We start from the raw sequence: 12,232 nt of genomic DNA, 5'->3' as shown, positions 1-12,232 counted from the left end.
CGGCGGGTAACCTAGGGTGCATGACTGCACTTGATATGGACCGAATCCGCGAGGCGCTGAGCGAAGACTTCGCTGTTATCGATTACACCGAGTCCACTGGCTCCACCAACACCGATCTCATGCAGGCCGACAAGGTGGCTGATGGCACCGTTTTGCTGGCCAATGAGCAGGTTGCCGGTAAGGGCCGATTGGGCCGTCAGTGGGTGAGCCCGGCTGGTTCGCAGCTCATCTTTTCCGTTCTCATCCTTCCGGATTCGCTGGATCACCTCGGTACTTTGCCGCTAGCTGCCGGCTTGGCCGTGACTGATTCCGTAGAGGGTGCGGTACTCAAGTGGCCGAATGACGTGCACATCGATGGTAAGAAGCTGTGCGGCATCCTCGCCGAGGCTGGTCCAGTGGGCGAGGCCTTCAAATCTGCTCCGAAGACGGAAGTTTCCAAGGCTGAAATCAACAAGGCCGAGGTCAACAAGGCAGAGATCAACAAGGCAGAGATTAATAAGGCAGAGATCAACAAAGCCGAGGTCAGTAAAGCTGAAATCGCCCCCAAGACTCAGTCTGCGAACCCGCCTTCAGCCCGCGTGGTCGTGGGCATGGGCATCAACGTCACCCTGACCCGCGAGGAACTGCCCATCGAGGCCGCGACATCGCTCGCGCTCGAAGGCCTTGAGACCGACCGCACGCAGCTGGCCATCACCGTGCTGAAGAACCTGCGTCGCCGCATTACCCAGTGGGAGCAGCAGGACCCACAGCTTTTGGCTGATTACCGTAAGGTGTGTTCTTCCATCGGGCAGGAAGTCCGCCTCGAAGCCCCGGCCGGCGACGTCATCGGCACCGTCGAGGGCGTGGCCGATGATGGCCGCATCAACGTTGGCGGCGAGTATTACTCCGCGGGTGATGTCATCCACCTTCGCCCGGCTGATAATTAGTCGCCCGCGCTGCGTGGCGTCTAAGCGTCGACCGGCGAGACCCCATAGAAGACGCCGTGCTCGACACATGGCGCTATTCAAAAGGCGTCTGTCAGAAGGCATCAGTCAAAAGGCGTCTTTGGGGGCAAAGACACCTTTTGGACGCCTCCACATGGCGTTTTCAGGGGCAAAGACGCCTTTTGACTGACGCCTTTTAGGAAATGCCATGTGCGAAGCCTTGGCTGGGCCTGCAAGGCCTAGGACGTGACGTCCTCTTGCCTGGACGGCGGGAGCAGGCAGGTACCATGAGCCCCATGAACCTCATGCAGATGGGCCGCGGCGAGGTAGTGCGCGCGGACATGACCGCCCCATTTCGGACGCTGCTCTTTCCTTTTCTAGAGCTCGTCGTGATTACCGGGGTGTGCTGGATTGCCATCGGCTGGTGCGACTATAACGGCATGGACCTGGCGCTTCGCAATGGCTTAGTAGCTCTATGGGCCCTGCTTGCTGCCTGGCGCTTCATCGTTCCCCTCGTCAAGGCCCGTCGTAAGCGCTTCATCGTGACCAACCTGCGCGTCATCGCTCGCGAAGGCAAACGCGTTGATTCGATCCCGCTCACCGATATCCGCGGTGCGCGCCGCCGTCGCGGCGGGATTTCGCTGGCACTCCACGGATACGAGAAGCCGATGTATTTCCCATCCATCCCTAAAGCCAAGCGCGTCGAGGATATCCTCAACGAACAACCGGTCTGGGGTTAGTCCTTAATCTCCGTCGTGTGTAGCTGCTGGTCCAAGTCATCAGGGGCTAGGTTGGCGGAGCGGAACTCGTGGGTCAGCGGCAAGCGCAGATCCAGGTCCGTGCCAGGGCAGAGCTCAATGGTGGCCTCATCCACCGTGTAGTCCAGCACGTGCCCGCCGGAGGTGCGCGCAGCGTCAATAAAGTGCACGTGGCAGCCCGGCACCGAAATACCCTTCTCAAACACCGGTGTGCGGAAACCACCGATGATGCCTTCGACGTTTTCAAAGCGCAGTTCCTTATCGCCGCCCACGGCCTGCGCCATCGGCGGATAAGGCTTGCTCTGCTTGACCACCGTGCGGGTAACCACGTTGCTGAAGCGTCCGGTGATTCGCACCGCGTACATGTAGTTGGCGGAAGGCTCGACTTCATCGATGAAGGCCGAAAGCTCCTCGCGCTTCAATCCCTTGGGCGCGGCCACCTTAATACGGGGGACGAAGTTCGTGGCCACCGCGAAGGGGGTTCCCTGGTCCAAGTCCGCTACCGTCGCGGTGCCATCGCCGCGTAGCTGGTAGCACACGCCGTCGAGGATAATCATCTCCCCATCCAGCGCATCGAAGGTGCCGATGCCAAAATTGCCTTTGCCCAAGAGCTCGCCGATGGTCATTTCGCCGTCGTAAATGCCATCCAACAGCGCGGTCATGAGGGAGTTCTGAAAGATGGTATGCCGGACGATCATGGCCCCAAGGCTAGTATTGAAAGGGTGAGTGAACAACACAAACCCCTCGTTACTGTTTATGGAGACGGCCAGCTTGCACGCATGATGCAGCCGGCCGCCGCAGAGCTCGACATCAGCTTGCGCGTGCTGGCCTCCGCGCCAGACAAGTCCGCCGCACAGGTGATCCCGGATGTGGTGCTCGGTGACTACCACGATCTCGACGTGCTCACCGCCGCCGCGGAAGGCGCGGATGCAATTACCTTTGAGCACGAGCACGTCCCGACGGAGCACGTCGAGCGTCTTATCGCCGACGGCCTCAACGTCCAGCCCCAGCCTTCCGCTCTCCTCTACGCGCAGGACAAACTGTTCATGCGCGAGAAGCTGGCCGAGCTGGGCGCCCCAGTGCCGCGCTTTGCCGCTATTGAATCGGTGGAGGATGCGCGGGATTTCGCCGCGCTTGTCGACGGTCACGTGTGCCTCAAAGCCCGCCGCGGCGGCTACGACGGTCATGGCGTGTGGTTCCCGTCAGCGGAGGAGCTGGAGCCGCTGGTAGAAGAGCTTCTCGCCGCTGGTACTCCGCTTATGGCTGAGGAAAAAGTTTCCCTTACTCGCGAGCTGTCCGTGCTCGTCGCCCGCCGCCCCTCCGGCGAGGTCAAAGCCTGGCCGGTCACCGAGTCGGTGCAGCGAGACGGCATCTGCGCCGAGGCTTTTGCCCCAGCCCCGAACTTGTCGGCAGCGCTCGCGGAGCGCGCCATGCAGGTGGGCATCAAGGTAGCCACCGAGCTGGGCGTTACGGGTGTGCTGGCAGTGGAGCTTTTCGCTTTTGCCACGAAGCAAGACGCCGGCTGCATCATCGCGTCCGCTTCAGGCGCGCCGGGAGCGGTTGTGGAAGAAGATATTGCGGTCAACGAGCTGGCCATGCGCCCGCACAACACCGGCCACTGGACGCAGGATGGCTGCGTGACCTCGCAGTTCGAGCAGCACCTGCGCGCCGTGCTGGACCTGCCGCTGGGCTCCACCGCGCCATTGGAACCCGTAACGGTCATGGCCAATGTGCTGGGGGCTGAGGAGGATCCGCAGATGCCCATGCCGCAGCGCGTCCGTGAAGTCATGGAGCGCTACCCGCAAGCGAAGATCCACCTCTACGGTAAGGACCACCAGCCGGGTCGCAAGATCGGCCACGTCAACGTCGTTGGTGAGGACGTGGAGGAAACGCGCCGCATCGCCCACGATGCCGCCCACTTCCTCGTCCACGCGCAGTGGGCGTAAGCCCACTGCGCACTCTTAAGCCCACTGCGCACTCTTAAGCCCACAGCGCACTCTTAAGCCCGCAGCGAGCTTAAACGCTAGTAAAGAAGGAGATTTTTCATGGAACCACTCGTCGGACTGATCATGGGATCCGATTCCGATTGGCCCACCGTCAAGCCCGCAGCCGAAGTGCTCGCCGAGTTCGGCGTGCCCTTTGAGGTGGGCGTCGTCAGTGCGCACCGCACCCCAGAAAAGATGCTGGCTTATGCCAAGTCTGCCCACGAGCGCGGGCTCAAGGCCATCATCGCCTGTGCCGGTGGTGCGGCCCACCTGCCAGGCATGGTTGCCGCGGCCACGCCGCTGCCGGTCATCGGCATCCCGCGCGCGTTGAAGGATCTCGATGGTCTCGATTCACTGCTGTCCATCGTGCAGATGCCGGGTGGGGTGCCGGTGGCAACCGTATCCATCGGCGGTGCGAAGAATGCGGGCCTGCTTGCCGTGCGCATCCTCTCCGCGGGCGACCCAGCACTGGTGGAGAAGATGGCAGCCTACCAAGAGAACATGGCCGCCGAAGTAGAAAAGAAGGATGAGAACCTGCGTTCCCAGCTCCTCGGCGAATAAGACGCGGCTTTAACCGGGCAACTCGCTTGTCAGATCCGGGTAGGAGGCCTGGGCGCCGGAGCCCGTGACGGTAAAGGCCCCGACCCGCGCGGCGAAGCGCGCGGCATCCACCAGCGAATCGCCCTCCAGCAAGCGGGCACACAGCGCGCCGGCGAAGGCATCGCCCGCGCCGGTCGTATCGACGGCGGTGACGCGTGGGGAGGGAACGTCGATAAGCTCGGCCCCCTCGGCCACAAGCGCCCCGCGCGCGCCCAGCGTGAGAACCACCGAGGCAAAGCCGGCCTCCCTTAAGCGCTGCGCTAGCTCCGCTGGCGCGCCCTGGCCGCTCAACCCCAGCTGCTCGAGGATGAGCCCGGCCTCGTGCTCATTGGCCAGCAGCGGGTCGGCGCGCAGGAGCGCTTCCTTTTCCACCTCGATGACCGGTGCGAGGTTGACCACGACCCGACCTTTGGCCAGCTCGATTGCCTTGGCAAAGCCCGCTGGCGGTATCTCACCTTGGAGCAAAATGAGCTCCGATGCGGTGATGGGGGAGGAGTGCGTGGTGACGAATGAATCGCTGACAAGCGCATTAGCACCCGGCACCACGATGATGGTGTTTTCACCCTGCTTATCTACGGTGATGACGGCTAAACCTGTTACCTCTTCGCTGGCCTCGACGTGCGTGAGGTCCACGCCGCTGGCCTGCAAGTAGTGCATCGCAGGCGCGGCATAAGCATCGCTGCCCACCGCGCCGACGAAGCTCACCTGCGCACCCAGCTGGGCAGCCGCGACCGCCTGGTTTGCTCCTTTGCCACCCGCGGTGATGGTTCCGCCGTGCCCCAAGAGGGTTTCGCCGGGCTGGGGGTGTCGCGCGGTGTGGACCACGAGGTCAGCGTTGATGGAACCGACTACGCACATGCTCATGCTGACCAGTATGCACGCTAAGCTAGCGGGCATGCAGTTTCCGCTTCTGGTGTTGGGCGCGCGCGTCGAGGGCGGCGAGCCTGGTCCGCTGCTACGTAGCCGGTTGGACCGAGCGGTGGTGTTGGCTCGCCTGTTGCCGGAGGAGCCAATCATCGTGACCGGCTTCGGGGAGGCGGAGCCGATGGCGCGCTACCTCATCGAGCGGGGCGTTAATCCGGAGCGGATTCTCCTCGAACCACTCGCTACCAGCACCAACGAGAACCTCGAGCGCGCCCATGCGCTGTGCCCGGAATACACCTATTTCCGCGTTGTGACCAATGACTTCCACGTGCTGCGCACCCGCATGTGGGCCGGGCACCTAGGGATTCGCGTTCACATGCACGGCGTGCGGACCCCGCGGAAAGACCGCTGGTGGAATTACCTGCGCGAGGTGGTGGCGACGCCGCATTCGCTGCTGCGCATTGTGTGGCGGCGGGTGGTGGCTAGGCGCCGAAGAACATGAGCACGATGGCAATCATCCAAATGACAAACCAGTGGCGCTTTTGCGGAGTGGTCGGGTTGGCCTTCTGCTGCAGCGACTTGAGGAAGTACCACGTTCCAGGCAAGGCGAAGCCGATGCCCATGGCTACATCGCCATCAGTAATTCCGGTGAAGCCTACGAGGACCGAAAACAGACTCAAAAGCCCTTTGAACAGGGAGAAGCTGTGGATCGTGCCGCCCGGTGAGTGCTGTTCAAGGGAATAGTCCTGCATCGGCGCCGGTGGGTAGGCGCGCTCAGGCTCAGTGAAAGGTTCAGCAGAAGGCTCCGCGGCCGGATCCGCGAAACGCTCTGCAGAAGGATTCGCAGAAGGCGCCGCGTAGGATTCGCGCGCGGGCTCCGCGAAGGGATTAGCCCCGCGGCCGTTGATTGGCTTGGCCGGCTCCTCGAAAGGGTTGGAGTCAAAGGGATTGCTCATGCGATTCACACTAGGCCACTAGTACACCGAACCCCGAATTAGAGCTTGGCCAGCGTCTTCCGGATGCCTTCTTTCAGCGTTGCCCGTGATTGCTTCATCGGATGCGCAATCGCCCGCAGGCCCATGTATGCAATTTGGTCCGCTGCGCGGTTCAACGGGTCACCCGCATGCCCCATCACCCGACGGATGGTCACCGCGCAGACTCCCTCCACGTCATTCCACGCTTGCTGGAAGCGCGAGCGCGAGCCGGAAGACAGCCCCCGCCACACCCCGCGCGAGCGCATCGCCTTCGAGCCCTTCTGCCGAATCTGTTCCACCGCTTCTAATGCGGCGACGGAATCTGACTCGATGATCGCCTTGGTTGCCCCGACTTTGAGCAGGTATTTCAACGCCAGGGTGAGGGATTCGAGCTCAAGCTCATCGGTGCTGGCCGTCGTCTTGCGCGTGCGCAACCGGTAGTCACCATTGCTGGCCACGAAGCACATGGAGCCCTTAAACACCGTGTCCGAGGAGGCATCCGTGGCGATGCGCACGGTGGCGTCTATGGGCCACGAGGAGGCTGTCGAGAAGTTCGGCCACCAGTGCGCCTCCGGCGTTTCCACCTTGACGACCTGCTTCTTGCGTGGGGCCTCGCCTTCTTTCTTCGCGCGGCGCGCGGTGATCCCGGCCTGCTTGCGTCGCACGGAGCTAGCGCTTTTCGACGCCCTATTCTCCTCCGCAAAACTCCCCGTCACGGTATAGCCGCGTTCCTCCAGGGCGGCGCGAAGTGCCGCTTGCCGGCGCCCAGTGACGATCCATTTGCGCCCTCGAATACTTTTCGTGGCCTTCTCCAATTCGCGGACGGCTACCTCAACGATATCGCCCTTCCGAATCTGGCCCTTGCGCACGAAGCGCGTTTTCTTGGTGTTAACGGCGATGACCCAGCCATCAATCGTGCCGTTCTCGGCGGAATCCCAGCGCTCATCCCACAGCGCAATAGCCACGTGCACGGGTGCTGAGATCATGTCCTTGGTGATCTTGCGCGTGCCGTAGGTGCGCGACTGCGTGCCCGTCAGGGCGGAGAGCTCGAGTGGTTCCATAGCTCTACTAGTAAACCATTTCAGCGCTTTTCTGTAATGCTCGGCTGTCTGATGCAACATACTCAGTGAGCCCACGAACAATATGGAGTTATTTAGTGTCTGTCCTTACCTTGCCTGGTTCGCGTAAGCGGGAATTCTCCCGCCTGTTTCGCGAGCATTACCCGGCGGTGCTGGCCTACCTGCGCCGTCGCGTCCCACCGAGTCACGCGGAAGAGCTGGCGGCTGATGTGTTTGAGCGAGCGTGGGCTGGCTTCGACTCCTTGCGCGGCACGCCGCTGCCGTGGCTCTATGGCATCGCCCGCAATGTGATGCGGGAGTTCTACCGCACTCGGCGGGAGACGGAGAACCTCGACGACCATGAGCTGGAATCCTATGCCGGTTATGACGCAGTCGATGCCAATCTCGACATCACTCGCGCGTTGATGCAGTTGCCGCATGCCGAGCGCGAAATTCTCACCCTCCATGCGTGGGAGGGCCTCGACCACCCTGATATCGCCGAGGTCCTCGGCATTTCCCGCAATAACGTGCGTGTTCGCTTGCACCGCGCGCGTACCCACCTATCCGAACTCACAGGAGAAACCGATGCCTAACTCTCTCGATATGCTCCGCGCCGCCAATCCGGTACCGGACGCCGCGCTTGACGACGCATCCCTCGCCCGCTCCGAAGACACCCTCGCACAGATCACGAAGCGTCGTCCCACGTGGACAATAGCGGCGGCTTCCGTCGCGGTGCTTGCGCTGATCGGCGGAGCCTTCCCGTTGCTCAATAACTCGGAGCCCGTGGCCTCGGCCGCGGAGATTCTGACGCAGGCTGGCGAAGCTGCGGCCACCCAGCCCGATGCCGTGGATAAAGGTGTGACCGCGAAGGAATACATGAAGCGCGTCGACACACTTGGTGATGCCACCGCGATCACCGAATATGCGGTGGATGCCGGCGGTGCCGTGGAGGTCTCCTCGCAGGGAGAGGTCCCGGGCTTTGATCCGCAGCCCTCCATCAACCCGGAGGACCTCGTCGTTGCGACCGATCGCGCCGGGTTGGAGAAGCTGGCGGATTCCTTCCCGAACCACGCCCTCGGAGCGCTGGAGCTGCTGCTCCAGCCCGGACTAAGTAGCGAGCAACAGAAGATTGCTTATGACATGCTGGCGGATGCGGAAGGCAATGAGGTCGGCACTGTTGAGGGCGAAGGCGAGGACCAGCTGGTCACCGTGATTCGCGATTCTGACCGCGTCTCCTTCTCCGTCTTGCCTGCGACCGGCCAACTGGTGCGCGTGGTCGGCCTCGTAGGCCCGGACGTGGAAACCACCATCGATGCCACCGCGATCTTGGACTGCGTCTCCGTCACAGGCCTGGAGGGCCCGGACCGCATCTCGCTAGCGTGCGCTGACAATAATTACCTGGTCAACGAATTGGACTGGCAGCGCTGGGGAGCCGACTCCGCAGAGGCAGAGGGCGTGGCCATCGAAAATGACTGTGACCCAAACTGCGCGGAAGGCACATTCAATGAGGATCGGGTGAAGGTGGTCGTCGATAAGCGCGTGGCGTGCGGCTACCATGCCGAGGTTTACTCTCGCGTGCGCGTGCAGTACCCGGATGGGCGTGAGGAAGAGCAGCAGATTGGCTGTGCGCCCTAGGTAAGTTGGCGCAGGGCGAACTGGCCGTACATGTCTCCTAAAGCCTCGGCGGTGTAATCACCGTCGGGGCTAAACCATTGGGCCACACCGATGCCCATATCGATGAGCGCCCAGCAGGCGATTTTGAGGTTCTCCGCGTGGAAATCGCCTTCGTTGACCACGGCCATCCAGCGCGCGACATAGTCGCGGCGTAGCTGCAGGACGACGGACTTGTGGGGCTCTTCGAGGTTAGTGAGCTCGTTGTTGACCACGCGGACGCGCCGAGCATGGGTGGCATGGTAGATGACATGGGCTTTCATGGTGGCGACGAGCTTGTCGCGGGGATCGCTGAGCCCGGCGAGGCAGGCGGCGTTGGCGCGCAGCAGGTCCTCCATGGCGGTGATGGTGACTTCGGCGAGGAGCTCCTGTTTGGAGGAGTAGTGGTTGTACAGGCTGGAGGCGCGCATGCCGACGGCCTTGGCGATGTCCTCCATGCCGGTGGCGTGGTAGCCGCGCTGGTCAAAGAGGTCGAGTGCGGCGGCGGCGATTTGGTCGCGGCGTCTCTGGTTGGCCATGGTGGGCGTCCTCCTCAATGAGCTAATGGTGGTTAGTATACCTGCGATGTGGGTTGTGGGGGACGGTTGGGGGCTGGTTTGTCTGGTGGCTGTGCTTGCGTGGTCGTGCCGCGTTGTGTGTGGTCGTGTCACGTTGAGCGTGGGGTCACCGCGTTGGGTGTGGGGCACTTGACAGTCAATGGAGAGTCAGGTCACAATTGACGCTAATCGCCATTCGTATTGCCTGTTAGTTGGAGAATTGACCATGTCCCACAACCTCTTCGAGCCCACCACTGATTTCCTGGGTGTTTTTGACAACCTCTCTGAGTCCGATGCTGCGGGGTGGAAGCGTGCAGCGCAGTTTCGTGAGTACTCCGCCCCGGTGATCAACCAGCACTGGCAGGCTGCGGAGTACCCACTGGACTTGGTTCAGCGCTTGGGCGACTTGGACGTGATGACGGATGGCCTGGCGGTGGAAGGCCATGAACAGATGTCCACGCTTGGTGCTGGCCTGGCACTCATGGAGGTCACGCGCGCGGATGCCTCGATGGGCACGGTGATTGCGGTGCAGGCTGGGCTGGCCATGCGCTCAATTTCGATGTTGGGTTCTCCGGAACAGCAGGCCTTGTATTTGCCGCAGATGGCTTCGTGCTCTTTGCTTGGTGCCTTCGGGCTGACGGAACCGGCTCACGGTTCGGACTCAATTGCTTTGGAGACCACCGCGGTGCGCGACGGCGATGAATGGGTGCTTAATGGCGAGAAGAAGTGGATCGGCAACGGCGCTTCCGGCGGAATCACGATCATTTATGCGCGCATGGAGGACGGCAATGTTGGCGGTTTCATCGTCCCGCAGGACGCACCCGGCTACTCGGCTTCCGTTATCGAAGGCAAGCTGTCTCTTCGTGCTATCCACCAGGCACACATTACGTTGACCGACTGCCGCATCCCCGCCGCCAACCAACTGCCGGGCTGCCGCAGCTTCAAGGATGTGTCTCGCGTTCTCACCGCTACCCGCATTGGTGTGTCCTGGATGGCGCTGGGCTCCGCGGTGGCCTGCTACGAGATTGCCCGCTCGTATGTGCTGGAGCGCGTGCAGTTTGGTCGCGAGCTGGCGAAAGCGCAGATTATTCAGCAGCGCTTGGCCAATATGGTGCTTGACTTGAGCCAAATGATGCTGACCTGCCGTGAGGTCTCTTTGCGCGAAACCGCGGGGACCTTGGCCCCGGAGCAGGCCTCGGCGGCGAAGCTCCACAACACCCGCGCTGCTCGTCGAATTGCCGCTGATGCCCGCGACATGCTCGGCGGAGTCGGCATCCTGCTAGAAAACGACATCGCGCGCCACTTCGCCGACATCGAGGCCATGCACACCTACGAAGGAACCGATACCGTGCAATCCCTGATTATGGGCAAGAAGATTACCGGTTTCTCGGCCTACAAGTAGCGTTTCGAAGTGGCCCCATATTCCACCGTGCCCATCTTTTCCCACTATCGCGGTCATTCTAGGTTCGAGTCCTGGTGGGGAGGCCTCTGTTGGAACCGTCGTGAGCGGTCGAAGATGGTTCTGCTCAGAAGGCATTAGTGAGAAGGTTTGTTTGGGGGCAAACGAACCTTCTTTGTGCTGTTAGAAGGTTTACTTGGGTGCAAACGGGCCTTTTGACTAGAGACTTCTGAGTGAAGCCTTGTGAGTGGAACCTTGTGGATTACTTTGTTGAAGGATCAGCCAATTCGATGGATGAGTTGTAGTTATCCACAGACGGGGAATCGACCGTAGCTTTTGAGGGCTGGAAGCCATGATGATGGAAGCATGATTGACGATTCACACCTCATTTACCTACGACCCCTTTCGAACAACCACCCTGTGTGGAAACAACTTGCTTCAGGTGAACTTATTCGCCTCACCTCGCGTTACGCGATAAACAGCGAGTACTATTCAGCTCTTCCTTACTACCAACGCCATCTCTTTGACATCGTTGCCTTCGGGCGTAGCGCTCATCGGTCAGTTCTCGTGGAAAGATCTGCGGCCAAACTGTTGGGCTTGTGGACGCTGTCGTCTCGGGACGCACAGGTTGTTCTAGCACGGCAATCCAAAACAGTCCCGCCGCGACGGCAATGGGATAGCAAGGTGATGTACCGAAAAATGTGGCTGCCAACCTCAGACATTATGGAGCGCTTCGGGCTTCGGTGCACGTCGGTTGCGCGCACCTGCATCGACGTCGCACGGCTTGCGACGTTTGAGGAAGGGCTGATGGCTGTCGACTCCGCTTTGCGCAAACGACTCGTTAGCATTGACGATTTACGGTCAATGATCACGGCAATGGGCCGTGTAAAAGGTGCTGCTCAGGCTAGGAAAGTGGTTATGCACGCTACCGCCCTCGCCGAATCTCCCTATGAGTCCTATGCGCGCGGCATGTTAATTGTGGAAGGTCTGGGAAAGAAACTCGTGGTTCAGCCAGAGCTTCAGGGTGGGTATCGGCCGGACTTGCTTCTCAACGGCAAAGTCATCATGGAAATAGACGGCGCTGTGAAGTACGACGGAGCGACCTACGGAAAATCTACCGAAGCGGTGATACGGGCTGAGCGGCAAAGAGAGAAATACCTTCAGAATCTCGGATACATCGTGCTGCGCTATTCACCACGGGATCTTCTCCAGAACCGAGAACAGGTTCTTAACGAGGTGCGCGGTGCGTTAAACACCGTGCAACCTCGTTCAGCCTAGCGAGCCTCCTTGTCAGCACGAGGGCGCTGCCAGATGGTTTCATTCAGAAGGCATTAGTGAAAAGGTTTGTTTGGGGGCAAACGAACCGTTTGTAAACGCCTAGATGGTTTACTTGGGGGGTGTCCCTATGTTTTTGTCAAGTGCCAGACCGATGTTGACGAGCACAGTCTTGGGAGTAGTTTCTTA

14 protein-coding genes are annotated in these 12,232 nt (G+C 61.0%); 9 read left to right on the top strand and 5 right to left on the bottom strand.

All coding sequences use genetic code 11. The features are described 5' to 3' along the window. Positions 1 to 20 precede the first annotated feature (20 nt). Together HMPREF3147_RS07070 and HMPREF3147_RS07065 are read left to right on the top strand one after the other, a co-directional pair. A complete protein-coding gene (locus HMPREF3147_RS07070) occupies positions 21 to 926 on the top strand; it encodes a biotin--[acetyl-CoA-carboxylase] ligase (protein WP_070446348.1) in 906 nt (301 codons plus the stop codon). A 293-nt stretch (positions 927 to 1,219) separates the two neighbouring features. Next, complete coding sequence (locus tag HMPREF3147_RS07065; protein WP_070446346.1) at positions 1,220 to 1,663, top strand: hypothetical protein; 444 nt, start codon at positions 1,220 to 1,222, stop codon at positions 1,661 to 1,663. Here the strand turns inward: HMPREF3147_RS07065 and budA are convergent. Further along, positions 1,660 to 2,379: an acetolactate decarboxylase gene (gene budA, locus HMPREF3147_RS07060; RefSeq protein ID WP_070446344.1), complete on the bottom strand. Its 720-nt coding sequence runs from the start codon at positions 2,377 to 2,379 to the stop codon at positions 1,660 to 1,662. The two genes, HMPREF3147_RS07065 and budA, sit on opposite strands and share 4 nt — an antisense overlap. Here budA and HMPREF3147_RS07055 point away from each other — a divergent pair. Both HMPREF3147_RS07055 and purE read left to right on the top strand, forming a co-directional pair. Then, positions 2,365 to 3,627, top strand: a complete 1,263-nt coding sequence (locus HMPREF3147_RS07055) for a 5-(carboxyamino)imidazole ribonucleotide synthase (protein WP_083276461.1) — start codon at positions 2,365 to 2,367, stop codon at positions 3,625 to 3,627. The two genes, budA and HMPREF3147_RS07055, sit on opposite strands and share 15 nt — an antisense overlap. A gap of 99 nt (positions 3,628 to 3,726) precedes the next feature. After that, entirely contained in the window at positions 3,727 to 4,227 is a 501-nt protein-coding gene (purE, locus tag HMPREF3147_RS07050; RefSeq protein WP_046647007.1) for a 5-(carboxyamino)imidazole ribonucleotide mutase, read from the top strand. A 9-nt stretch (positions 4,228 to 4,236) separates the two neighbouring features. Here purE and HMPREF3147_RS07045 read toward each other — a convergent pair whose 3' ends face one another. Continuing rightward, complete coding sequence (locus HMPREF3147_RS07045) at positions 4,237 to 5,130, bottom strand: ribokinase (protein ID WP_070446340.1); 894 nt, start codon at positions 5,128 to 5,130, stop codon at positions 4,237 to 4,239. 31 nt (positions 5,131 to 5,161) lie between these two features. On the opposite strand from HMPREF3147_RS07045, the gene HMPREF3147_RS07040 reads away from it, so the two are divergent. Then, positions 5,162 to 5,632: a YdcF family protein gene (locus HMPREF3147_RS07040; protein WP_070446595.1), complete on the top strand. Its 471-nt coding sequence runs from the start codon at positions 5,162 to 5,164 to the stop codon at positions 5,630 to 5,632. Here the strand turns inward: HMPREF3147_RS07040 and HMPREF3147_RS07035 are convergent. Both HMPREF3147_RS07035 and HMPREF3147_RS07030 read right to left on the bottom strand, forming a co-directional pair. After that, positions 5,613 to 6,086, bottom strand: a complete 474-nt coding sequence (locus HMPREF3147_RS07035) for a hypothetical protein (RefSeq protein WP_070446338.1) — start codon at positions 6,084 to 6,086, stop codon at positions 5,613 to 5,615. The two genes, HMPREF3147_RS07040 and HMPREF3147_RS07035, sit on opposite strands and share 20 nt — an antisense overlap. Before the next feature lie 38 nt (positions 6,087 to 6,124). Continuing rightward, positions 6,125 to 7,165 (bottom strand): RNase H family protein, encoded by a 1,041-nt coding sequence (locus tag HMPREF3147_RS07030; RefSeq protein WP_070446336.1) that lies wholly within the window; start codon positions 7,163 to 7,165, stop codon positions 6,125 to 6,127. Between the two features lie 95 nt (positions 7,166 to 7,260). Between HMPREF3147_RS07030 and HMPREF3147_RS07025 the strand changes: the two genes are divergently transcribed. Together HMPREF3147_RS07025 and HMPREF3147_RS07020 are read left to right on the top strand one after the other, a co-directional pair. After that, positions 7,261 to 7,755 carry an RNA polymerase sigma factor gene (locus HMPREF3147_RS07025; RefSeq protein WP_010189329.1) on the top strand — a complete coding sequence of 165 codons (495 nt, stop codon included), beginning with the start codon at positions 7,261 to 7,263 and terminating at the stop codon, positions 7,753 to 7,755. After that, on the top strand, positions 7,748 to 8,797 hold the full coding sequence (locus HMPREF3147_RS07020) for a hypothetical protein (protein WP_070446334.1): 1,050 nt from the start codon (positions 7,748 to 7,750) through the stop codon (positions 8,795 to 8,797). Before HMPREF3147_RS07025 ends, HMPREF3147_RS07020 begins: the two co-directional genes overlap by 8 nt. Here HMPREF3147_RS07020 and HMPREF3147_RS07015 read toward each other — a convergent pair. Then, positions 8,794 to 9,351, bottom strand: a complete 558-nt coding sequence (locus tag HMPREF3147_RS07015; RefSeq protein ID WP_046647001.1) for a TetR/AcrR family transcriptional regulator — start codon at positions 9,349 to 9,351, stop codon at positions 8,794 to 8,796. The genes HMPREF3147_RS07020 and HMPREF3147_RS07015 overlap by 4 nt on opposite strands. A gap of 244 nt (positions 9,352 to 9,595) precedes the next feature. Between HMPREF3147_RS07015 and HMPREF3147_RS07010 the strand changes: the two genes are divergently transcribed. Together HMPREF3147_RS07010 and HMPREF3147_RS12590 are read left to right on the top strand one after the other, a co-directional pair. Beyond that, the gene (locus HMPREF3147_RS07010; RefSeq protein ID WP_070446332.1) at positions 9,596 to 10,771 is read left to right on the top strand and encodes an acyl-CoA dehydrogenase family protein; all 1,176 of its coding nucleotides are present in this window, start codon (positions 9,596 to 9,598) and stop codon (positions 10,769 to 10,771) included. A gap of 363 nt (positions 10,772 to 11,134) precedes the next feature. Next, positions 11,135 to 12,046 carry a DUF559 domain-containing protein gene (locus HMPREF3147_RS12590; protein WP_083276458.1) on the top strand — a complete coding sequence of 304 codons (912 nt, stop codon included), beginning with the start codon at positions 11,135 to 11,137 and terminating at the stop codon, positions 12,044 to 12,046. The last annotated feature ends 186 nt before the right edge of the window (positions 12,047 to 12,232 follow it).

The organism is Corynebacterium sp. HMSC05D03, from assembly GCF_001807205.1.
GTDB classification, from domain to species: Bacteria; Actinomycetota; Actinomycetes; order Mycobacteriales; family Mycobacteriaceae; genus Corynebacterium; species Corynebacterium aurimucosum.
The sequence above is the reverse complement of the archived record's forward strand: the minus strand, read 5'-3'. Positions and strand labels throughout refer to the sequence as shown.